Below are 20,716 nucleotides of genomic sequence, written 5' to 3'. Positions count from 1 at the left end.
GTACCGGAACCCGAGCCTCAGCCCCAGCCGGGTCCCGCCGGTCGCCGTCCGCCGTCAACGGGAAGGTGACATAAGGACCTTGGGCTTTGGCGTATCCCTTGTCACGGAGCGTGCGCCACCCCTAACTTGGACGGCTGCTGCTGTGTTCAAGGGGGGCCCATGGCCGTACGCGGACGTCACCGCCGCCACCAGCCGAGCCGGATCAACCGTGCCTCGCTCACCGTCACCGCGGGAGGCGCCGGAATGGCGCTGCCCTTCATCGGCGCGGGCACCGTCCAGGCCGCCTCGCTCGACGTCTGGGAGAAGGTCGCTTCCTGCGAGTCGACCTCCCACTGGCACATCAACACGGGCAACGGCTACTTCGGCGGTCTGCAGTTCAGCCAGTCCACCTGGGAGGCCTACGGCGGCACGCACTACGCGCCGCGTGCCGACCTCGCCTCCAAGGACCAGCAGATCGCGATCGCCGAGCGGGTGCTGAAGGGGCAGGGGCCCGGCGCCTGGCCGTCCTGCGGCCCGGGTGCGGGCCTCGCCCGGGGCGGAGACGGCCCGGGCATCGCCCCGGGTACGGCGACCGCGAAGGCGTCGCGCGGCGGGAACGCGCCCAGCACCGCCTCCCTGCCTGGGCAGCGCGCCTTATCCGAGCGGCCGGCCGGGAACGCCGGCCCGACCGCCGTCCCCACCGTGCGTGAGATGTACACGGTGACGCCCGGCGACTCCCTGTCGAAGATCGCCCGTGACGAACGGGTCCAGGGCGGCTGGAAGCGCCTGTACGACGCGAACCGGCCCGTCGTCGGCGACGACCCCGACCTCATCCTTCCCGGCCAGCGCCTGACCCTGCGCATCGCCGCCCCGAAGAAGCCCCCGACGAAGGCCCCCTCGGCCACGACGTCCCCGCCGAGGCTCTCGGGACCGGGCACCGCGCCCCGGACGCGCCCCGTCGCACCGCCGACCACGAAGCCGGTCGCCCAGCCGCCCGTGGCGAAGCCGGTGGCCAAGCCCGTGGCGAAGCCCGCGGCCAGACCGGCCGTGAAGCAGGTGTCCAAGCCCGCCACGAAACCCGTGGCGAAGCAGACGTCCAAGCCCGCCGCGAGGCCCGCGGTCAAGCCCAAGGCGAAGCCCGCGTCCAGGCCGCGGCCGCCCGCCGCGGCGGAGGACCGCTACTCCGCCCCTGTCTCCGCCTCCATCGGCACCCGGTACGGCAAGCCCGGGTCGTCATGGTCCAGCGGCTACCACACCGGTGTCGACTTCCCCGTGCCCACCGGCACCTCCGTCAAGGCCGTGGCGGGGGGACGGATCGTCTCCGCCGGCTGGGGAGGCGCGTACGGCTACCAGATCGTGCTCCGCCACGACGACGGCCGCTACAGCCAGTACGCCCACCTCTCCGCGCTCGCCGTCCGCGAGGGCCAGCGGGTCACCGCCGGCCAGCGCATCGGCCGCTCAGGATCGACCGGCAACAGCTCGGGACCGCACCTGCACTTCGAGGTACGGACGGGTCCCGGGTACGGCTCCGACATCGACCCCCTGGCCTACCTCAGGGCGCGCGGGGTCTCCCTCTGACCCCGCCGCTGGTCCGGAGTCCGGCGCACGCCCCTGACCCGACGCCGGGAGTGACTCGGCCGGCACCGTCATCCGGTCCAGCGTGAGCTGGATCAGGCCGCCCGCGGCCACCGCGCCGCTGATCAGCGCGGCGACTGTGCCCGCCGTGCCGTAGCGGAAGCTCTCGCCGAACAGGGTCAGGCCCACGGCCGCGGCGACCACCGGGTTGACCACCGTGACGGTGGCCAGCGGCGCCGCGAGCCCCGCGCCCCGGTACGAGGCCTGGGACAGGAGCAGCCCGGTCACGGCGAGCGCCGAGAGCACGAGCAGCGCGGTCCACTGGGCGAGCGGAGCGCCGGGCGTCCACTCCTCCGCCACCGACTTCGTGAAGACCGAGGCGATACCGAAGGAGACACCCGCGGCGGCCGCCAGGACGACGCTGCGCAGCACCGACCTGCCCACCAGGTGCGCGGCCGCGAACAGGGCGGCCACCACGGCGAAGGTGCAGCCCGCGAGCAGCCACCGGTCGCCGTCGGCGAGCGACCGCGCCTCGGCACCGCTCGTCAGGCTGAGCAGCCCGGCCAGACCCACCGTGGCCATCACCGCGCCGCGCCAGGCCCGCGATCCCGCCCTGCGGCCGACGAACAGCGCCGCCATGGGCAGCGCGAACACGATCGTCAGCGCACCGAGCGGCTGGACCAGGCTGAGCGGTCCGTACGCGAGGGCCGCGACGTGCAGGGTCGCGCCGACGCCGTTGAGCAGGACGGAGCCCCACCAGGCCGGGCTGCGCAGCGGCGCGTAGCGCGGACCTGCGGCGGAGGCCGCGACCCGCTCCTGCACGATCGCCGCGGCCGCGTAGGCGACCGCCGAGACCAGGGCCAGGAGAACGGACAGCAGGAGGGGACTCATACCTTCCACGATCTCTCTTCCCGGCCGATCGCGTCGTCGTACCAGGGGACGTCTTCGCGGGTACACCTGTCGCAGTACATGGGCCCGACGTACGCCTGGAGATGTACACCCGTGCAGGTCAGAACGGGTGCAAAGCGACTTTTTCGAGCTGTCCGGAGGCGCTCGCGGAGAGGCGGTACGGTGTGCGGAAATCGTCGGATCCGGACCCGCGGGGACGGGCTGAGGACAGAACCAGGGGGAGCTCGGGGTGGATCTTGTGGAGAGCGGGTCGGTGGGCGGATTCTTCGCCCTGCGCACCAGCCCGCCCGAGACCGGCGGAGCGCACCGCCCGCTCGCGCGCCTGTACGCGGGCGACGACGGCCCCCTCCACGCGCGCGTGGACCGGGTGGCCGCCCGGCTCGGCGCCCCCGAGCGGCGCGTCGGGGCGTCCGTCGCCCACCTGGGGCTCGCCGCCCGGCTCTGGTCGACCGCCCTCGGGCCCGCCGCCCTGCACGGCCGGTTTCCCGCCCTCGACCCCGCCGAGCTGCACTGGGACGGGGCGCTCACCTCCCCCGACGACCTGTGGTGGGCCGGCTCCGACACCCGCCCGGCGTCCGTCGACGCGATCCGCGCGGCCGTCCAGGAGGCCCACCTCGTGCCGCTCCACGCGGCACTCCGCCGCGACGGGCACATCTCCCCGCGCCTTCTCTGGGGCAACGCGGGCTCCGCCCTGGCCGGCGCCCTGCGCGAGCTGACGCGCTGGGCACACGCCCACGGCCGCCCCGAGGTCGCCGCACGGGCCGCCCGCCTGGTCTCCGGACTCCTCGACCACCCCGACCTCGCCGGTACGGTCCGCGGCCCCCGGCTGCGCCGCGCCAGCTGCTGCCTCTACTACCGCTGCCCCGGCGCGGGACTGTGCGGCGACTGTGTCTTCGACCACGCCCCCCGAACGGGTTTGGAGGGGCGGCCCCCCGCTCCGTAAAGTTGCGGAGGTTGCCGTCCCGCGAGCCCACGGACGGTGACAGCCCACGAACGGTGACGTACGAGCGAACGAGGAACCCGAAGGCCATGACGGTGACCGAAGAAAACCAGGACTACGGGCCGGGTATCGACCCCGATCGCCTGGCCGTCTGCCTCGGCGTCCTCGACGAGCTCGACAAGCTGGACGTCGACCACCCGGACGCCATCCGCGTCCGGCGCGCCACCGCCGGGATCTACCGGACCGTGAAGCAGCGCCGCCGCCAGGAGCGCCGGGCGTCCAAGACCGCCAACGACAAGGCGGTCACCGAGGCCACGGCCACCGGCTCCGCGCAGCGCATCGACGACGAGACCGAGGGCATCCTGCCCTCCTCCGTCACCGAGGAGGGCAGGATCGCGGGGATACTCCAGCGTCCGCGCTCCTGCTACGTCTGCAAGACGCGGTTCGTCGAGGTCGACTACTTCTACCACCAGCTCTGCCAGAGGTGCGCCGCCGAGAACCGGGCCAAGCGCGAGGCCCGCGCCGACCTCACCGGCAAGCGCGCCCTGCTCACCGGCGGCCGGGCGAAGATCGGCATGTACATCGCGCTGCGGCTGCTGCGCGACGGCGCCCACACCACCATCACCACCCGCTTCCCCAAGGACGCCATCCGCCGCTTCAAGGCGATGGAGGACTCGGCGGACTGGATGCACCGCCTCGAGGTCGTCGGCATCGACCTGCGCGACCCGGCCCAGGCCGTGGCGCTCGCCGACCAGATGACCGAGGCCGGGCCGCTGGACATCCTCATCAACAACGCGACGCAGACCGTGCGCCGGCTGCCGTCCGCGTACGCGGCCCTGGTCGAGGGCGAGAACGCCGCGCTGCCGGCCGGCGAGCTGCCCGCCCACCACGTGATCGGCGCCTTCAACTCCGGCGCGGTCGGCGAGCTCGTCGGATCGTCCGAGCTTCCCGCCGGCGTGCGCGACCTTGAGGCCCAGCAGGTCGCCGACCTCGCGCTCGTCGCGGGCAACGCCACCATCGCCAAGCACCTCGACGGCACCGCCATCGACGCGGGCGGCCTGGTGCCGGACGTCGTGGACTCCAACACCTGGGTGCAGAGCATCGAACAGATCTCCCCGGTGGAGCTCCTCGAGACCCAGCTGTGCAACTACACGGCGCCGTTCATCCTCATCAGCAAGCTGCGTCCCGTGATGGCCGAGGCGGCGAAGAAGGCGGCCAGCGGACGTTCCTACGTCGTGAACGTCTCCGCCATGGAGGGTGTCTTCAGCCGCGGCTACAAGGGCGCGGGCCACCCGAACACCAACGCCGCCAAGGCCGCGATGAACATGGTGACGCGGACCAGCGGCGAGGAGATGTTCAAGACCGACGGGATCCTCATGACCTCGGTCGACACCGGCTGGATCACCGACGAGCGTCCGCACTTCGACAAGCTGCGCCTCGCCGAGGCCGGCTTCCACGCCCCGCTCGACCTGGTCGACGGCGCGGCCCGTGTCTACGACCCGATCGTGCGCGGCGAGGACGGCGTGGACCTCTACGGCTGCTTCCTGAAGGACTACGCTCCCGCGAACTGGTAGAAACCGTCCGCGACCGGTCGTACGAGCGGATTCCGTCGCCTGACAAGAGCGCCTCACCGGCCAGGTGGGGCGCTCTTTCGGCTCGGTTCACCCGATTGCGTCACAGTTCGGAGCCCGGTAGAGCGCGGGCGTGCTCATTTGGTTACTCTGATGTTCACGGTCGGCCACCGAGGAGACACACCGTCCTCACGGCCTTCCAGGGACAAGGCCTTCCACCAAGGCCGCGGTCCCGCCCGACGAACGGCGCCACCGCGACCGACCGGCACTTGTCCTACAGGTACGTGACACGAAGGAGTGCGCGGTGACACCAGAACTGACGAAGCAGGAACCGCGACCGGCCGAACCCAAGAAAGACCGGCCGCGCAGGAACGGTGAGCTGGGAAGCCTCGAAGTGTGGGCTCACGCAGCCCCGATCCGGCTCGCGGGCTACGAGGACGACCTCGCGGAGCCCCACATCCTGCCCGGTATCGACTGATCCCCTGCTTCATCCCCGGTGCCCCCGGCCGTTCGCGGCCCGGGGGCACCGGTGCGTTCAGCGGGGCCCGTGCGCCGGTTCCCGCAGCCGGGTCGGCGGCAGGTACTCGCGTACGAGCGTCCGGTGCCACCAGGCCCCGGTCGCCCGGAGTTCGCGCCAGTTCGTGTACCGGTACCGGTAGAGCCGGGCGCGGACGAACGTCGGTGGCGCGTCGGGGAACGGGTTGTGGGCGAGCAGCCGCAGGGTGTCCCGGTCGCCGTCGAGCAGCCGCTCCACGAACGGGCCGAACCAGTCGCGCGCGTACCCCGGGCTGAGCGCCGCGAACCACATCAGCCAGTCGAGCCGCAGATGGTACGGGGCGAACTGGCGCGGCAGCCGGCGCGGATCACCGGGCTTGCCCTTGAAGCCGTACTCCCGCCACACCGTGCCCGCGTGCGGGGCCGGGGCGTCGGTGCCCTCGACCACGATCTCGTCCCTGATCCGTCCGACCGTGCCGAACGCTCCGTACGTGTTGACCAGGTGGTACGGGTCGTACGAGCGGTTCATCGCCTGGTTCCGGGAGAGCAGGTTGCGCACCGGGCGGTAGCTCCGTACCAGGACGAACGCGGTGACCGCGACGACCACGACCACGTACCAGAGCGGCGGATCAGGCAGGGGGTGCTCGCCGGTGACGGGGGAGGCGTCCACGACGGAGAGGGCGAGCACGATGGTGATCCAGTTCAGCCAGGCGAAGTTGCCGGAGAGCACCAGCCACAACTGGGTCGCGATCATCAGACCGGCCGCGATCGTGGCCACCGGCTGCGGGGTGAACAGAAGGAACGGCACGAAGAGCTGGACGACGTGGTTGGCCGCCACCTCCACCCGGTGCAGGGGGCGCGGCAGATGGTGGAAGAACCAGCTCAGCGGACCGGGCATCGGCTGGGTCTCGTGATGGTGGTAGAGGCAGGTCAGGTTGCGCCAGCACGGGTCGCCGCGGATCTTGATGAGCCCGGCGCCGAACTCGACCCGGAAGAGCAGCCAGCGCAGCAGGAAGAGCACGAGGACGGGCGGCCCCGTCTCGTCGTTGCCGAGGAAGACCGCGAGGAACCCGGTCTCCAGGAGCAGCGACTCCCAGCCGAAGGCGTACCAGGTCTGGCCCACGTTCACGATCGACAGGTACAGGGCCCACAGGACCAGCCACAGCAGCATCGACACCGGCAGCGGAACCGCGTCCCCGGCGCCCGCGAGCAGCGCGAGGGCGAGCGCGGCGCCGGACCAGGCGACGGCGGCGAAGAGGCGGTCGGAGTAGCGCCAGTGGAAGAGCGACGGAGTGCTCCGCGGCCGGGTCCCGCGCACGTACTCCGGTACCGGGAGCATGCCGCGCTCCCCGATCAGCGCCCGGAACTGCAGGGCCGCCGACAGGAACGCCACGCAGTACAGCCCGGCGAGGCCCCGCTGGAAGACGATCCGGCTCAGCCAGTGGTCGGGTGCGGTGAACCACTCCATCACTTCCAGTATCGGCCCGGGATCACGTCCTGACGAGGCGCCGCAGCGTCCGGCCCAGCTGACGCGCGTACGCCCGCTGGAGGAGGGGGATCACGGGGCCGCCGAGCCGGGTGTACCAGGCGGCGGGGCGGCTGAACGCGGTGACCGCGAACCGGACCGTCCCGTCCGGATCCAGGTGGACCATGAAGGACTCCTCGCCGCACTCCGGATGCCCGGTGAGGGTTCCGTAGGCGAAGCCGATGCGCTGTTCCTCGTACGCCGTCCAGATCACCGAGCAGGGGGCGCCGAGCCGGAGCGGGCCGAGGCCCGCCGATATCTCGACGGACACGCCGGGTGCGGCACGCTCGGAGCCGGCGAGGAGGCGCGCCCCGGTGGCGCGGTGCATCCGCCAGGTGGTGACGGCGGCCCCGGCGGCCTCGAAGGCGGCCCGGCCGTGGCCGACGACCGACTGGTGCCGCAGATGGTGGTAGCCCTCGGGGAGGGCGTCCGGGGCGCGGGTGGCGGCGACCTCGCGGTAGCTCAGGGTCGGGCGGGGGCGGTCTGGCCGGGACAGGCTGCTCATGAGGCGGGTCATGCCGGAAGCTCCGTTCGCGGGTGAGCCGTGGGGCGGGTGGGGTTGGTGGGAACCGGGGGAGTCGAGAGGTGCGCCGCCTGCGGGTGGTCCGAGCCGAGGCGACGGTGGGCGAGCAGCGCGCAGACCGCGAAGCCCAGGGCGTTGCCCAGGCCGTGGGTCGCGGCCGTCCAGGTGAGATCGAGGTGCGGAAGGCCGGTCGCCTCGCCCAGGGCCCAGCTCAGCGCGAGCAGCATGGTGACGAAGAGGACCAGGGCGGAGAGCGCGAGCAGCCCCCGGGTGAGGCGGTCGGCGGCAAGGGCGCGGCGCTCGCGCAGGGTCAGGACCGCGACCGCCGTCATGCCGGCCGTCAGGACGACGGCGCCGAGCAGCTCGGCCCAGTCGTCGACGAAGTAGCCGAGCAGGACGAGCAGGGTGCCCGCGGGGACGCTGAGCGCGGCGAAACGGCCGGTGGGGCCGTCGCAGACGCGGCAGAGGAGACCGGCGACGAGGGCTGCGGCGAAGCCCGCGAAGTGGAAGTGCGGGACGGTCAGCGCCAGGATGTCCAGGTCGAAGCCGAAGAGCGGGTACGAGGCCCGTTCCGCGACCAGCGCGAGGCCGGCGACGGACGGCGCGACCAGGGCGGTGAGGACCGCGACCTCGCCCGGCACGAGGGACCGGGTCAGGAGCAGCCGGGCGGGGGCCTGGAGCGCGAGGGCCAGCGTGGCGAGGGCGTAGACGGCGGCGAGCGCGGTCGAGAGTCCGGAGCGGGGCAGCCACAGGGCGAGCGCGCCGGGGGCGGCGAACAGCGGCCAGGCCCGTCGGAGCGGATCCCATCCGGGTGGTCGGGGGCCGTCGAGGAGTGCGAGCCCCGTCGGGACCACCCAGAACATGCCGATCGTGACGACCGTTCCCACCAGGACCGACAGTGCGGTCATCGCGCATCCCCCCCACTTGAACGTGTTCAACTGGCGAGTTCGAGCGTAGAGCCTTTCTTGAACGCGTTCAAGTGCAGGGGTCGACACGGTCGGCCGCCCTCCGCTTGCGGGGCCCGGCGCACTGCGACAGACATGAAGGACTGGCCGGAACCGGGCGCCGTGGCCCGGGGGAGAGAAAGCGGGAGAACCAGGTGCGCTCACCCTTCGACCGGACGCGGCGAACCCCCACCGCTCCCGGCGCGACCCACCCGACCGCTCACGATCCGACGGCTCCCGACCCGACCGTTCCTCGCGTGACGCCCCGCGCCGCCGTGACCCGTTCCGCCCTCGCGGCGCTCACCGCGTCGCTCCTCCTCGCCGGGTGCACCTCCGTCTGGGAGGGATCCCGGGGCGGCGCCCAGCCCGCCGCGGCCGGTTCGACGCAGGACGTCCTCCTCCAGCCGCACGCCGCCCAGGGCCCCGACCCCTTCACCGAGTCGTCGGCCAGGGCCACCTCGCAGGGGTCGTCCCCGGCCCGGAACCCGGACACCGGGGGCGCGCAGGTCCGTGAGGTCACCGGCTCCACCCCCGGCCTCTACGGCGGCACGCGCGCGGAGGGCAGCTGCGACGTCGAGCGGCAGGTCGCGTTCCTCTCCGCCGACCGGGACAAGACCCGCGCCTTCGCCGAGGCCGCCGGCATCCCCGAGGCCAACGTCCCCGACTGGCTGCGCGGGCTGACCCCGGTCGTCCTGCGCTCGGACACCCGGGTCACCAACCACGGCTACCGCGAGGGCAGGGCCAACGCCTTCCAGTCCGTCCTCCAGACCGGCACGGCGGTCCTCGTCGACCAGTACGGCTCCCCGCGCGTCCGCTGCGCCTGCGGCAACCCCCTCCGCACCCCGGCAGCGGTCCGGGACGGCGTCCACCAGGGCGAGCCCTGGGACGGCTTCGACCCCGAGCGGGTGATCGTCGTCCGGCCGACCACCACCGTGGTCACCAGCCTGGTCATCGTCAACACCGCCGACCGCAGCTGGATCGAGCGCGCCACCGGCAGCGACGGCGCCGAGGACCGCAAACCCGCCGTGGAACCCGGCTGCGACCCGGACGCGTGTGCCCTCGCCGACGCGACACCCGACGGCGCCTCACCCGACCCCGCCACCCCGGACACCCCCTCCCGGGCGCCCGCCCCGGTCCCCCCGGCCCCGGAGAACCCGCTGCCCGACGCCTCCGGGACCGGTGGCACCGGCAACGACCCGAGCCCGACCGATCCCGAGCCGTACCCCGTGCCCGACACGGACCCCCGCCCGCAGCCGGACCCCGCCGACCCGTACGCGGTCCCCCCGGGCGAGCAGACCGTCCCGGACGGCGAACTGCCGCCCGAGGAGCTCTTCCCCGCCGACCCGGTCCCGGATCAGCCCGAGACCTTCGAGGGATGAAACGGATCTTCATGGTGCGCACGGGCGGAGCTGCGCCTAGCGTGGCCCCATGAACGCGGGCAACGGGGGCGGGGATGCGGTCGAGCGGCTCAGCCGCGTCCTGGAGGGAAAGGGCGCAGGGACGGCGCGGATCCTGGCCGCGTTCGGTACGGCCTTCCGGATGGGCGGTTTCGACTGGGATCTCGCCGACGGCACGATGATCATGGACGAGGCCGCTCTCGACGTCTTCGACCTGGACCGTGCGGACTACGACGACCGCCCCGAGTCGCTCGGCTCGCGGGTCCTGCCGGACGAGGCCCGCCGCCTCGACACCCTGGTCGCGCAGGCGCTCAAGGACGGCAGCGCGGAGTACGGAGCGTACTTCCGCATCCGCCGCCGCGACGGAGGGCACCAGTGGACCCACACCCAGGGAATCGTCCACCGCGACGACACCGGCCGCCCGGTCCGTATCGTCGGCGTCGTCCGGGACGCCACCCATGAACTCAGCGAGTCCGCCGCCCGGCTCGGCCTGGACGAGGGGCGGCGCCGGCGCGCCGGGGTCGTCGAGGGCACCACGGCCGCCCTCGCCTACGCGCGGACCGTGCAGGACGTCATCGACCTGCTCAACGACTCCCACGCGCTGGAACACTTCGGCGCCGCGAGCCTCGTCATGGGCCTCCTCGACGCAGGCCGCATCCATCTGGTCGCCGAGGGCCCCGACGGTGCCTTCGTGCCGGGCACCCGATTCACCCGGGTGGACGAGCCGTACCCGATGAGCGAGGTGATCCGCACCCTGCGGCCGCGGTTCATCGAGTCGCCCCGGGACTTCGCCGACTCCTTCCCGGTGCTCTGGCCGCACATCAGCGGACTCGGCATCACCGCCGCCGTCTATCTGCCGCTCATCGCCCAGGCCCGGCCCATCGGCGCGCTCGGGCTCCTCTACAGCGACAAGACCGGCTTCAGCGAGGACGAGCGGACCCTCCTCGTCGCCCTCGGCAGCAGCATCGCCCAGAGCCTCCAGCGGGCCATGCTGTACGAGCAGGAGCACGACCTCGCCGAGGGGCTCCAGCAGGCGATGCTGCCCCGCCGGATCCCCGACGTGCCGGGCGCCCAGACGGCCGTCCGCTACCGTTCGGCGCGCCTCGGCCGGGACATCGGCGGCGACTGGTACGACATCATCGCGCTCCCCGGTGGGCGGGTCGGCGCCGTCATCGGGGACGTACAGGGCCACGACACCCACGCGGCGGCCGTCATGGGCCAGCTGCGGATCGTGCTGCGCGCGTACGCCGCCGAGGGGCACACCCCGGCGACGGTGATGGCCCGCGCCTCCGTCTTCCTGCACGAGCTCGACACCGAACGCTTCGCCACCTGCACGTACGCGGAGGTCGACCTCGGCACCGGGGTCGTCCAGGTGGTGCGCGCCGGCCACGTCGATCCGCTGATCCGGGAGATGGACGGCCGCTGCCGCCGGATCCCCGTGGAGGGCGGACTGCCGCTCGGGCTCTCCGCCGAGTTCGGCCGGCTCGACTATCCGGTGACGACGCTGGAGCTGGACCCCGGGCAGACGCTGATGCTCTACACCGACGGTCTCGTGGAGAAGCCCGGATCCGACCTCGACGAAGGCCTCCAGTGGCTCTCCTCCCTCGTCCGGCGCGGCCCCGCCGACCTCCAGGAACTCGCCGACCACCTGTGCGACGTGGTCGCCGACCGGGGTGGTGAGGACGACGTCGCGATCCTGCTCCTGCGCCGCCAGGCCGCGGCCGCCGCTCACGGAGCGGGCCGGTTCCAGCAGCACGTGGCCCAGAACGACCCCGAGGCGCTGAGCTCGGCCCGGCACATGATCAGGGCCGCCGTCCGGGCCTGGGGCGCGGAGGAACGGGCCGACGAGATCGAGCTCGTCGCCGACGAGCTGATGACCAACGCGCTGATGCACACCGACGGCGGGGCCATCGTCACCCTGCGGATCCTCGGCGGGACCGAACGGCGGCTCCGGGTGGAGGTCGAGGACCGCTCCAGCGCGCTGCCCCGGCGCCGGGAGGCGGGAGAGGCGGGCGTCTCCGGGCGCGGACTGCTGCTCGTCGACCAGCTCTCCGACGTCTGGGGAGTGGAGTCGCGGGGGAGCGGCAAGTGCGTGTGGTGCGAATTCACCGTGCAGAACTGAGCCCGTCACAGAGAGGTGCGACTGTTGACAGAAGGGCGAGACTGCTGACAGAGCGTGCATCGATCGTCCTTGACCGTAACTGTCGGTACGCGATTGACTTCGTGCTCCCGGCTCTCCGTGCCGCCCGTATGTGAGGACACCCGTGAGCAGCGAGCTACTGGCACCGCTAGACCTGGCCTTCTGGCACCTGGAATCCACCGCGCACCCCCTGCACCTCGGGGCGCTGGTCCACTTCGGCCCCGCCCCCACGGACAGCGGCCAGGAGCCGCCCGACGTCCTCGGCCTGCTCGCCCGCCGCGCCGCGGCCGTCCCCCGGCTCCGGATGCGCGTCCGCGACGTCCTGATCCCCGTCGGAGGGGCCGCCTGGAGCGCCGACCCCGACTTCGACGTGAGCCGGCACGTCCACGAGATCGCCCTCCCCGGCGCCGACTTCCCCGCCGAGGCCGCCCGCCTCGCCGCCGAACTCATGGAACGGCCCGTCGCCCGCGGTCTGCCGCCCTGGGAGATGTACCTGCTCAGCGGCGCACCCGACGGTTCCTTCGCCGTCCTCGTGAAGCTCCACCACGCCCTCGCCGACGGCATGCGCGCGGTCGCCATCGGCGCCGGGATCTTCGACGAGATCGCCGCGGGCCGCCGCACCGCGGGACGCGCCCGGCCCGTACCCCCGCGCTCCTGGCTCCCCGGGCCCGGACGGCTTCTCGGCATGGCCCGCGACCGGCTCGGCGACCTCGGCCGGGCCGTCGAGGTCGGCGCCTCCGTCGTCCGCGCCAGCCGTCTCGACGGACGGCCCACCGCCGCCCTCGCCGCCGAGTCCAGCGGCACCCGCCGGATCGCCACCGCCTCGCTGCCCCTGGAACGAGTCCACCGGATCCGCCGCGTCACCGGCGGCACCGCCAACGACGTCCTCCTCGCCCTGGTCGCCGGGGCCCTCCGCCGCTGGATCGACGGGCGCGGGCTGCCCCTCCCCGGAGCCGACCTCCGGGCCCTCGTCCCCGTCTCCCGGCGCCGGCCCGGTACCCCGCCCGGCCCCGGCAACAGCCTCTCCGGCTACCTCCTCGACCTGCCCGTCACCGAGGCCGACCCGGCGGCCAGGCTGGCCGCCGTCCGGGGCGCCATGGACCGCAACAAGGCCGCAGGCCCCCTCAGGGGCGCCGGAGCCGTCGCGCTCCTCGCCGACCAACTGCCGCCGCTCGCCCACCGCTTCGGCGCCCCGTTCGCCTCCGGCGCCGCCCGGCTCCTCTTCGACCTCCTGGTCACCCAGGTGCCGCTGCCCCGCTCCGCGCTCTCCCTCGGCGGGGCGCCGCTGCGCGCGCTCTTCCCCATGGCCCCGCTGGCCCGCGGCCAGTCGCTCGCCGTCGCCATGTCCCCGTACGGCGGCCAGGTGCACATCGGCCTCGTCGCCGACGGCGAGGCCGTCCCCGACCTCGACGCGCTGGCCGATGCCCTCACGGCCGAACTCGACCTCCTGGACCCGCCGGACACGCCGTAACCCCGGGGCTCACGCGGTACGGAGCGTGCCCCGGAAACCCCGTCCGGTCCGCGGGGGACACGACGCACCCCCGTCCGGCCCCCGGTGGGCACGCCCCCGAGGGTGTCCGGCGCGCGACCCCGCCACCCGTGCGGCAGGGTGGAACCATGCCCGAACTCCCCGAGGTGGAAGCGCTCCGCGCGTTCCTCGACACGCACCTGGTGGGCAAGGAGATCGCCCGCGTGCTGCCCGTCGCGATCAGCGTCCTCAAGACGTACGACCCGCCCCTGAGCGCCGTCGAGGGCGCCGAGGTCACCGCGGTCGGACGGCACGGGAAGTTTCTCGACCTCACCGCCGCGGGACCCGCCGGCGAGCTGCACCTCCTGTTCCATCTCGCCCGCGCGGGCTGGCTCCGCTGGCAGGACCCGCTGCCCTCGGGACCGCCCAAGCCCGGCAAGGGCCCGCTGGCACTGAGGACCGCGCTCACCGGCGGCGACGGCTTCGACCTCACCGAGGCGGGCACCACGAAGCGCCTCGCCGTGTACGTGGTGCACGACCCGCAGGAGGTGCCGGGCGTCGCGCGGCTCGGACCCGACCCGCTCGCCGAGGACTTCGGCCCCGAGGAGTTCGCCGCGCTGCTCTCCGGCGAACGGCGCCAGATCAAGGGCGCCCTGCGCGACCAGAGCCTCATCGCCGGCATCGGCAACGCGTACAGCGACGAGATCCTCCACGCCGCGAAGACGTCCCCCTTCAAGCCCACACAGAACCTCACCCCGGACGAGACGGCCGCCCTCTACACGGCGATGAGGACCACCCTCCACGAGGCCGTCGAACGCTCCCACGGCCTCGCCGCGGGCAAGCTCAAGGCCGAGAAGAAGAGCGGCCTGCGCGTCCACGGCCGCACCGGCGAGCCCTGCCCCGTGTGCGGGGACACCATTCGCGAGGTCTCCTTCAGCGACTCCTCCCTCCAGTACTGCCCCACCTGTCAGACCGGCGGCAAGCCGCTCGCCGACCGCCGCCTGTCCAGGTTCCTCAAGTAGCCCGACGCCGCGGAGCCGCCCCCGGCCGCCCGTTACACTCCGCCGCATGCTGCGCGTACTGGCCGTCGACGACGAGGAACCCGCCCTCGGGGAACTGCTCTACCTGCTGCGCGCCGACCCCCGTGTGCGCTCCGCCGAGGGCGCGGGGGACGCCACCGCCGCCCTCCGCAGGATCGGGCGTGCCCTGGATGCCGGACCGGACGGCGACGACGCCGTCGACGTCGTCTTCCTCGACATCCACATGCCCGGCCTCACCGGACTCGACGTGGCCCGTCTGCTCGCCGGCTTCGCCCGCCCGCCGCTCGTCGTCTTCGTCACCGCCCACGAGGGTTTCGCGCTCCAGGCCTTCGACCTGAAGGCGGTCGACTACGTCCTCAAGCCCGTCCGCCGCGAGCGCCTCGCCGAGGCCGTCCGCCGCGTGCACGACCTCGTGCACGCCACCTCCGCCCCCGCCCCGACGGGGCCCACCGCGGCCTCCGTGCCCGAGCAGATCCCCGTCGAGCTCGGCGGGATCACCCGGTTCGTCTCCGTCGACGACATCGTGTACGTCGAGGCCCACGGCGACTACGCCCGCCTCCACACCGATCACGGCAGCCACCTCGTCCGCATCCCGCTCTCCACCCTGGAGGAGCGCTGGGCGGCCCGGGGCTTCGTCCGCATCCACCGCAGCCATCTCGTGGCGCTCGCCCGGATCGACGAGCTCCGCCTCGACGCCGGCGCCACCTCGGTACGGGTCGGCGACACCGACCTGGCGGTCAGCCGGCGGCACGCCCGCCCCCTGCGCGACCTGTTGATGCGCCGCGCCGGAGGCTGAGCCCACCCGCGCCGCCCCCTACCGCAGGCGCTCCCACCTGCGTAGACTCCACGCGACCCGGGCCCGACGGCCGCTCCTTCCGACCGAAGCGGACGACGATGTCCGAGCAGCACCCTCCCCCGGCCCCCGGCCGAGGGGACCCCCAGCGCCGACCCCGCCGCGAGACCGTCACGTACGCCTCCGCCCACGGCGCCCGGACGACCGTGCCGGGCCCCGCCCGGCGCCACGCCGTCCATCCGCCGGCGCGCTCCGAGATCGACGAGCAGACCACCCTCGGCCACACCTACGTCCGCTCCCTGATGCGCAGCCAGCTGCGCGCCGCCCTCACCGCCCTGGGCGCGCTCGCGCTGCTCGTCGGCTCGCTGCCGCTGCTCCTCGCCCTGCCCGCCCCCGAGGCCTTCGTCTGGCTCGCCCTCGGTGTCGGGGTGTACCCCGTCGTCTGGGGGACAGCCCACTGGTACGTCCGGCGCGCCGAACGCAACGAGCGCGACTTCACCGGCCTCGTCGAACGCTGAGACGCGCCCCATGAACGAGCCCCGGAAGCACCGGACCCCGAGACACAGGACCCGTACGAGCGATCCGCACGCGGGCGCCGCGTGAACCAGACCTACGCCGTCGCGGCCGTCACCGCCGTCGTCCTCGCCACCGTCCTCATCGGGGCGCTCGGCCTGCGGATCTCCCGGACGACCTCCGACTTCTACGTGGCCTCGCGCACCGTCCGGCCCGGCCTCAACGCCGCCGCCATCAGCGGCGAGTACCTCTCCGCGGCCTCCTTCCTCGGCATCGCCGGGCTCGTCCTCGTCCAGGGCCCCGCGATGCTCTGGTACCCGGTCGGCTACACCGCCGGCTACCTCGTGCTGCTGGTCCTCGTCGCCGCCCCGCTGCGCCGCTCCGGCGCGTACACCCTCTCCGACTTCGCCGAGGCCCGCCTCGAATCCCCACAGGTGCGCCGTCTCGCCAGCCTCTTCGTCGTCGGCATCGGCTGGCTCTATCTGCTGCCCCAGCTCCAGGGCGCCGGGCTCACCCTGGAGATCCTCACCGGCGCCCCCGACTGGGTCGGAGGACTGCTCGTCGCCCTCGTCGTCACCGGGACGGTCGCCGCGGGCGGCATGCGCAGCATCACGTTCGTGCAGGCCTTCCAGTACTGGCTGAAGCTGACCGCCCTGCTCGTCCCCGTCCTCTTCCTGCTCGCCGCCTGGTACGGCGACGGGGCGCCCAGGGCCCGCTTCGACGCCCCCGCCGTGCTGCGCGGTCACACCGTCGTCAAGGTCGCCGACACGGTACGGATCGGGCTCGACGCCCCGCTCACCCTCACGGTCACCGGCAGCGTCGACTCGGTCCCGTACGAGAAGCGGACCGTGACCCTCGCCCCCGGCACCCATCACGTCCTCGGCGGCACGACCCTCGCCTTCGCCCCGGGAGCGGCACTGCCCGAGAGGGTCGCCAGCGGCACCGACCCGCTCGGCTGGTCCCAGCCGCTGGCCGGCGGCCGCGACGGACACCAGCTGTACGCCACGTACGGGCTGATCCTCGCGACCTTCCTCGGCACCATGGGCCTGCCGCACGTCGCCGTCCGCTTCTACACCAGCCCGAACGGCCGGGCGGCCCGCCGCACCACCCTCGTCGTGCTCGGACTCGTCGGCGCCTTCTACCTGCTGCCACCGCTCTACGGCGCCCTCGGCCGGATCTACGCCCCCGAGCTCGCCCTCACCGGCTCCGCCGACGCCGCCGTGCTCGTGCTGCCCGACCGCATCCTGGGCGGGCTGCTCGGCGACCTCCTCGGCGCGCTCCTCGCGGGCGGCGCCTTCGCCGCCTTCCTCTCCACCGCCTCGGGGCTCACCATGTCCGTCGCCGGAGTCCTCACCCAGGACGTGCTGCCCTCCCGGGGCGTACGGCACTTCCGTCTCGCGACCCTGCTCGCCACCGCCGTACCGCTAGCCGTGGGGGTGTTCGCCTCGAAGGTGCCGGTCGCCGACGCCGTCGGCCTCGCGTTCGCCGTCTCCGCCTCCTCCTTCTGCCCGCTGCTCGTCCTCGGCATCTGGTGGCGGCGCCTCACCCCGCCCGGCGCGACGGCCGGGCTGCTGCTGGGCGGCGGCTCGGCGCTCGCGGCCGTGATGGCGACCCGGGCGGGGCTCGCCCCCGAGGGCTGGCCGCACACCCTGATGGCCTGGCCGGCGGTCTGGTCGGTCCCGCTCGGCTTCCTCACCATGGTCCTGGTCTCGCTGGCCACACCCCGCCGCGTCCCGTCCGGCACTCCGGCGCTCCTCGCCCGCCTTCATCTGCCGGAGGAGATCATCGGCACCGTCCCCGGACCCGCCCACGAGGTCCGCCGATGAGCGGCATCGCCCTCGCCGCCGCGGCCGCCGCCGGAGCCGTGCTGCTCGCCGCGGGCTTCGTCCTCGGGCGGCTCGCCGCCCGGCGCGGTGGCCGCTCTGCCGATCCCGACCTCGGCACACCCGTCGAACGGGCCACCTTCCACACCCTGCACACCGCCTCACTCGCCGCGCCGCCGCTCCGCGCCGGGCTCACCGAGGAGACCGCGCGCAGGGCGGCCGGCACCCTCCGCTCGCTGCTCGGCACCGAGGCGCTCTGTCTCACCGACCGGGGCGCCGTCCTGGCCTGGGACGGACCGGGCGAGGACCATCACCGGGCGCACGTCCCGGAACAGGCCGCCGAGACCCTGGAGACCGGCCGCAGCCGGTCCGTGCACACGGACTGCGCCGACCCCGCCTGCCCGCTGCGCTGGGCGGTGATCGCCCCGCTCACCGGCGAGGACGGTGTCCTCGGCGCGCTCGTCGCCTACGGCTCGCGGGAGTCGGCCGTCCTGGTGCGGGCCGCGACCGAGGTGGCCCGCTGGGCCTCCGTACAGCTGGAGCTCGCCGAACTCGACCGCTCGCGCACCCGCATCGTGGAGGCCGAGATCCGGGCGCTGCGCGCGCAGATCTCCCCGCACTTCATCTTCAACTCCCTCGCCGCCATCGCCTCGTTCGTGCGCACCGACCCGGAGCAGGCGCGCGAACTCCTCCTCGAATTCGCCGACTTCACCCGATACTCCTTCCGCAGGCACGGCGAGTTCGCCCAGCTCGCCGACGAACTGCGGTCCATCGAGCAGTACTTGGCGCTCGCCGGGGCGCGCTTCGGGGACCGGCTGAAGGTGACGCTGCAGATCGCCCCCGAGGTCCTCCCGGTCACCCTGCCCTTCCTGTGCCTCCAGCCCCTCGTGGAGAACGCCGTGAAGCACGGACTGGAGGACCGGGAGCGGGGCTGCCGGGTCACGATCGCCGCCCGCGACGCGGGGGCGGAGGCCGTGGTGACCGTCGAGGACGACGGCATCGGCATGGACCCGGAGCTGCTCCGGGCTGTCCTGCGGGGGGAGCACCCCGCGGGCTCCGGCATCGGCCTCTCCAACGTGGACGAGCGGCTGCGCCAGGTGTACGGGGCGGAGTACGGCCTCGTCATCGAGACGGGGGTCGGCGCGGGGATGAAGGTGACGGTACGGATCCCCAAGTACCGTCAGGGCGTGCACCGTTCGTCACCCTGACCGGGGACGGCCGGGTAGGGACCGGGCAGGGGGCCGGGTCAGCGCAGGTGCAGCGAGAGATGGGCGAGCGGCAGGCCCAGCTTCCAGGCGGGCAGCCAGATCTGCTCCTCCTCGTCGACCGCGCAGCCGGACTCGTCGTCCGTCCGGCCGTCGAGGTCGGCGGCGCGGACCCACGTGTCGCGCAGACCGCGCCACGCGGTCTCCGCGAGCGCGAGGTCGGGGCCGTCGCCGCCGGCCGCGCGGCGCGCCGCGAGCCGCTCCTCGACCCAGGGCGGCCAGGGCCGGTCGTACGCCGTGTGCCGCAGCCATTCGTCGACGCGGCCCGCGGGCCGGCCGCCCACCGGTCCGTCCGGCTCCTCCGAGAGGTGGACGGTGAGGGCGAGCGCCTGGAGGCCCGCCCGGTACTCCAGTGAGCCGGGTGCCACGAGGGCGGCGGCCCGCAGCACCTCGTCGGCCAGGTACTCGGCGCACAGCCAGGCCATCGGGACGGCGAGTTCGCCGCCACTCGTGCCGCCGGCGCCGTTCGTGCTCTCGGGGCGCAACGCTCCCACCTTCTCCCGGACATCGGGGACCCGGACGTGTGGGACCCGGGGAGAGCTTCCTCCGTGGAGGGCGCCCGCGTGTCCCGCTTTGCTCAACTCGCCCGTGTGGTTTCGGATACGTTTCCCGGCCGGATCGGTGCCGGTGGGGTTTCTGATGTCCCGGGTGGTGCACGGGGCGGAGGAGGTGTCTCCGGCAGCGCCTGAGCCCACGTCGGCGGCAGCTGCGGAGGCACCCGCTCCGCCGGCCGCCGGGGTGGCGGCCGGGGAGTGGCGAATCAGCCGAGGAGCGCGTACACCGCGGTCGCGTGGGCCGCGGTCTCCTCCGTGCCCTCGGCCGTCATGGTGATGTCGGCGAAGGCCATCCGCTTTCCCGCCTTGGTGAGCCGGGCCCGTACCAGGACGTCGGCGCCGACGACCGCCCGCTGGAAACTGATCGACTGCTGGACGGTGGTCATGGGCACGAAGCCGTCCCGGGCCGCGGCGACCGCGATCACGGTCGCCGTGTCGGCGGCGGCCATCAGGGCTTGCCCGGACAGGCCCCCGCCCTCCCGGGCGAGCCGGTCCGACCACGGGAGCCGGAGCACGGCCTCCTGGCCGTCGACCGATGCGACGGTGAGCCCGAGATCGAGCACCCAGGGCGCGAAGTTGTCGGCGAGGATCTTTTCTGCGGCGGCGAGTGTCAGCGTCACGGCGTCATTGTGAGGCCGTGACGCGGGGCCGGGCAACGGCCGCGCGGTGCGGCCGGTAGCCGGGCAGCGAGCGGCCCAGCTGCCGCAGTGCGTAGTGGGAGCGGGACTTGACGGTTCCGGCCGGGATCCCGAGGTCGACGGCGGCCTCGTTGACGGTCAGGCCGTGGAAGTAGATCCGGACCAGGACCGCCCGGTGCTCGGGGCTCAGTTCGCGGACGGCCGCCCGTACGTCGAGCGCGGCCTCGGCCGAGGCGGTGGCGTCGTCGGGGTCGGGGGTCACCGCGAGGACGCCGTCCCCGATCTCGGCGGGCCTGGCGAGGCGTGAGCGCCGGGCGTCGATGGCGAGGCGGCGGGCCACGGTGAAGAGCCAGGGGCGCATCGACTCGTAGGGGCCGTCGAAGGCCTCGGGGTGGAGCCAGGCCCGTACCAGGGTCTCCTGGGCGAGGTCCTCGGCCCGCTGGCGGTCCCCGTAGGTGAGGCCGAGCAGGAAGGAGAGGAGTGCGGGGCCGTGGTCCCGCTGCAGCTCCTCGAGGGTCCGTTCGTCGGTGGTCGCCGTTGTCATGCTCCCCGCCTCTCCTGCGGCTCGTCGTCCGGGGCGTATCGGAACCCATTCGGACGACGAGGGACAGGGAACGGACAACG

General features: G+C 73.8%; 19 protein-coding genes. 12 read left to right on the top strand and 7 right to left on the bottom strand.

Annotated elements, in window-relative coordinates; translation table 11 throughout:
- Window positions 1-159 precede the first annotated feature (159 nt).
- Window positions 160-1,557 (top strand): transglycosylase family protein, encoded by a 1,398-nt coding sequence (locus IF00_RS0101460; RefSeq protein WP_030313270.1) that lies wholly within the window; start codon window positions 160-162, stop codon window positions 1,555-1,557.
- Here the strand turns inward: IF00_RS0101460 and IF00_RS0101455 are convergent.
- Window positions 1,438-2,445, bottom strand: a complete 1,008-nt coding sequence (locus tag IF00_RS0101455) for a DMT family transporter (RefSeq protein ID WP_030313268.1) — start codon at window positions 2,443-2,445, stop codon at window positions 1,438-1,440. The two genes, IF00_RS0101460 and IF00_RS0101455, sit on opposite strands and share 120 nt — an antisense overlap.
- Window positions 2,446-2,692: 247 nt before the next feature.
- Between IF00_RS0101455 and IF00_RS0101450 the strand changes: the two genes are divergently transcribed.
- The 3 genes from IF00_RS0101450 to IF00_RS45995 all read left to right on the top strand — a co-directional run bounded on the left by IF00_RS0101450 (window position 2,693) and on the right by IF00_RS45995 (window position 5,452).
- Window positions 2,693-3,406 carry a (2Fe-2S)-binding protein gene (locus IF00_RS0101450; protein WP_030313263.1) on the top strand — a complete coding sequence of 238 codons (714 nt, stop codon included), beginning with the start codon at window positions 2,693-2,695 and terminating at the stop codon, window positions 3,404-3,406.
- An 86-nt stretch (window positions 3,407-3,492) separates the two neighbouring features.
- Window positions 3,493-4,977, top strand: a complete 1,485-nt coding sequence (locus IF00_RS0101445) for an SDR family NAD(P)-dependent oxidoreductase (protein ID WP_030313261.1) — start codon at window positions 3,493-3,495, stop codon at window positions 4,975-4,977.
- Window positions 4,978-5,278: 301 nt separating this feature from the next.
- On the top strand, window positions 5,279-5,452 hold the full coding sequence (locus IF00_RS45995; RefSeq protein ID WP_167346833.1) for a hypothetical protein: 174 nt from the start codon (window positions 5,279-5,281) through the stop codon (window positions 5,450-5,452).
- Between the two features lie 57 nt (window positions 5,453-5,509).
- Here the strand turns inward: IF00_RS45995 and IF00_RS0101435 are convergent, their stop codons facing one another.
- The 3 genes from IF00_RS0101435 to IF00_RS0101425 are packed head-to-tail and all read right to left on the bottom strand — an operon-like array spanning window position 5,510 to window position 8,416.
- Entirely contained in the window at window positions 5,510-6,937 is a 1,428-nt protein-coding gene (locus IF00_RS0101435) for a lipase maturation factor family protein (protein WP_030313259.1), read from the bottom strand.
- A 22-nt stretch (window positions 6,938-6,959) separates the two neighbouring features.
- Window positions 6,960-7,511 carry a DUF1990 domain-containing protein gene (locus IF00_RS0101430; RefSeq protein ID WP_030313255.1) on the bottom strand — a complete coding sequence of 184 codons (552 nt, stop codon included), beginning with the start codon at window positions 7,509-7,511 and terminating at the stop codon, window positions 6,960-6,962.
- Window positions 7,508-8,416, bottom strand: coding sequence for a YndJ family protein (locus IF00_RS0101425; protein WP_051819675.1), 909 nt, complete (start codon window positions 8,414-8,416; stop codon window positions 7,508-7,510). The genes IF00_RS0101430 and IF00_RS0101425 overlap by 4 nt, the downstream gene beginning before the upstream one ends.
- A 302-nt stretch (window positions 8,417-8,718) precedes the next feature.
- Here IF00_RS0101425 and IF00_RS0101420 point away from each other — a divergent pair, with 302 nt between their 5' ends.
- The 8 genes from IF00_RS0101420 (at window position 8,719) to IF00_RS0101385 (ending at window position 18,843) form a co-directional block, all read left to right on the top strand.
- Window positions 8,719-9,840 carry a DUF6777 domain-containing protein gene (locus IF00_RS0101420; RefSeq protein ID WP_030313250.1) on the top strand — a complete coding sequence of 374 codons (1,122 nt, stop codon included), beginning with the start codon at window positions 8,719-8,721 and terminating at the stop codon, window positions 9,838-9,840.
- 49 nt (window positions 9,841-9,889) lie between these two features.
- The gene (locus tag IF00_RS0101415) at window positions 9,890-11,980 is read left to right on the top strand and encodes a SpoIIE family protein phosphatase (RefSeq protein WP_030313248.1); all 2,091 of its coding nucleotides are present in this window, start codon (window positions 9,890-9,892) and stop codon (window positions 11,978-11,980) included.
- 142 nt (window positions 11,981-12,122) lie between these two features.
- Window positions 12,123-13,469, top strand: coding sequence for a wax ester/triacylglycerol synthase family O-acyltransferase (locus tag IF00_RS0101410; RefSeq protein ID WP_030313241.1), 1,347 nt, complete (start codon window positions 12,123-12,125; stop codon window positions 13,467-13,469).
- A gap of 146 nt (window positions 13,470-13,615) precedes the next feature.
- Window positions 13,616-14,488, top strand: coding sequence for an Fpg/Nei family DNA glycosylase (locus IF00_RS0101405; RefSeq protein ID WP_030313240.1), 873 nt, complete (start codon window positions 13,616-13,618; stop codon window positions 14,486-14,488).
- Between the two features lie 46 nt (window positions 14,489-14,534).
- Window positions 14,535-15,302 (top strand): LytR/AlgR family response regulator transcription factor, encoded by a 768-nt coding sequence (locus IF00_RS0101400; protein WP_030313237.1) that lies wholly within the window; start codon window positions 14,535-14,537, stop codon window positions 15,300-15,302.
- A gap of 98 nt (window positions 15,303-15,400) precedes the next feature.
- Window positions 15,401-15,817 carry a DUF485 domain-containing protein gene (locus tag IF00_RS40840; protein WP_030313235.1) on the top strand — a complete coding sequence of 139 codons (417 nt, stop codon included), beginning with the start codon at window positions 15,401-15,403 and terminating at the stop codon, window positions 15,815-15,817.
- An 81-nt stretch (window positions 15,818-15,898) separates the two neighbouring features.
- On the top strand, window positions 15,899-17,638 hold the full coding sequence (locus IF00_RS0101390; RefSeq protein WP_030313233.1) for a sodium/solute symporter: 1,740 nt from the start codon (window positions 15,899-15,901) through the stop codon (window positions 17,636-17,638).
- Window positions 17,635-18,843, top strand: coding sequence for a histidine kinase (locus IF00_RS0101385; RefSeq protein WP_030313230.1), 1,209 nt, complete (start codon window positions 17,635-17,637; stop codon window positions 18,841-18,843). Before IF00_RS0101390 ends, IF00_RS0101385 begins: the two co-directional genes overlap by 4 nt.
- Window positions 18,844-18,881: 38 nt before the next feature.
- Here the strand turns inward: IF00_RS0101385 and IF00_RS0101380 are convergent, their stop codons facing one another.
- The 3 genes from IF00_RS0101380 to IF00_RS0101370 all read right to left on the bottom strand — a co-directional run bounded on the left by IF00_RS0101380 (window position 18,882) and on the right by IF00_RS0101370 (window position 20,636).
- Entirely contained in the window at window positions 18,882-19,385 is a 504-nt protein-coding gene (locus IF00_RS0101380) for a hypothetical protein (RefSeq protein ID WP_030313228.1), read from the bottom strand.
- 275 nt (window positions 19,386-19,660) lie between these two features.
- Window positions 19,661-20,074: a PaaI family thioesterase gene (locus tag IF00_RS0101375; protein ID WP_030313227.1), complete on the bottom strand. Its 414-nt coding sequence runs from the start codon at window positions 20,072-20,074 to the stop codon at window positions 19,661-19,663.
- A gap of 4 nt (window positions 20,075-20,078) precedes the next feature.
- Window positions 20,079-20,636 (bottom strand): sigma-70 family RNA polymerase sigma factor, encoded by a 558-nt coding sequence (locus tag IF00_RS0101370; protein ID WP_030313225.1) that lies wholly within the window; start codon window positions 20,634-20,636, stop codon window positions 20,079-20,081.
- Window positions 20,637-20,716 lie beyond the last annotated feature (80 nt).

The organism is Streptomyces flavochromogenes (genome assembly GCF_000717595.1).
Lineage (GTDB): Bacteria > Actinomycetota > Actinomycetes > Streptomycetales > Streptomycetaceae > Streptomyces > Streptomyces flavochromogenes.
Note: the sequence above shows the minus strand (reverse complement) of the source record. Positions and strands in the feature narration are given on the sequence as shown.

What these genes read in the sequence shown, in the direction of transcription:
- IF00_RS0101370 (WP_030313225.1), bottom strand. Translation starts at nt 20,636, where the DNA reads ATGACAACGGCGACCACCGACGAACGGACCCTCGAGGAGCTGCAGCGG.
- IF00_RS0101415 (WP_030313248.1), top strand. Translation starts at nt 9,890, where the DNA reads ATGAACGCGGGCAACGGGGGCGGGGATGCGGTCGAGCGGCTCAGCCGC.
- IF00_RS0101400 (WP_030313237.1), top strand. Translation starts at nt 14,535, where the DNA reads ATGCTGCGCGTACTGGCCGTCGACGACGAGGAACCCGCCCTCGGGGAA.
- IF00_RS0101430 (WP_030313255.1), bottom strand. Translation starts at nt 7,511, where the DNA reads ATGACCCGCCTCATGAGCAGCCTGTCCCGGCCAGACCGCCCCCGCCCG.
- IF00_RS0101455 (WP_030313268.1), bottom strand. Translation starts at nt 2,445, where the DNA reads ATGAGTCCCCTCCTGCTGTCCGTTCTCCTGGCCCTGGTCTCGGCGGTC.
- IF00_RS0101460 (WP_030313270.1), top strand. Translation starts at nt 160, where the DNA reads ATGGCCGTACGCGGACGTCACCGCCGCCACCAGCCGAGCCGGATCAAC.
- IF00_RS0101405 (WP_030313240.1), top strand. Translation starts at nt 13,616, where the DNA reads ATGCCCGAACTCCCCGAGGTGGAAGCGCTCCGCGCGTTCCTCGACACG.
- IF00_RS40840 (WP_030313235.1), top strand. Translation starts at nt 15,401, where the DNA reads ATGTCCGAGCAGCACCCTCCCCCGGCCCCCGGCCGAGGGGACCCCCAG.
- IF00_RS0101445 (WP_030313261.1), top strand. Translation starts at nt 3,493, where the DNA reads ATGACGGTGACCGAAGAAAACCAGGACTACGGGCCGGGTATCGACCCC.
- IF00_RS0101385 (WP_030313230.1), top strand. Translation starts at nt 17,635, where the DNA reads ATGAGCGGCATCGCCCTCGCCGCCGCGGCCGCCGCCGGAGCCGTGCTG.
- IF00_RS0101435 (WP_030313259.1), bottom strand. Translation starts at nt 6,937, where the DNA reads ATGGAGTGGTTCACCGCACCCGACCACTGGCTGAGCCGGATCGTCTTC.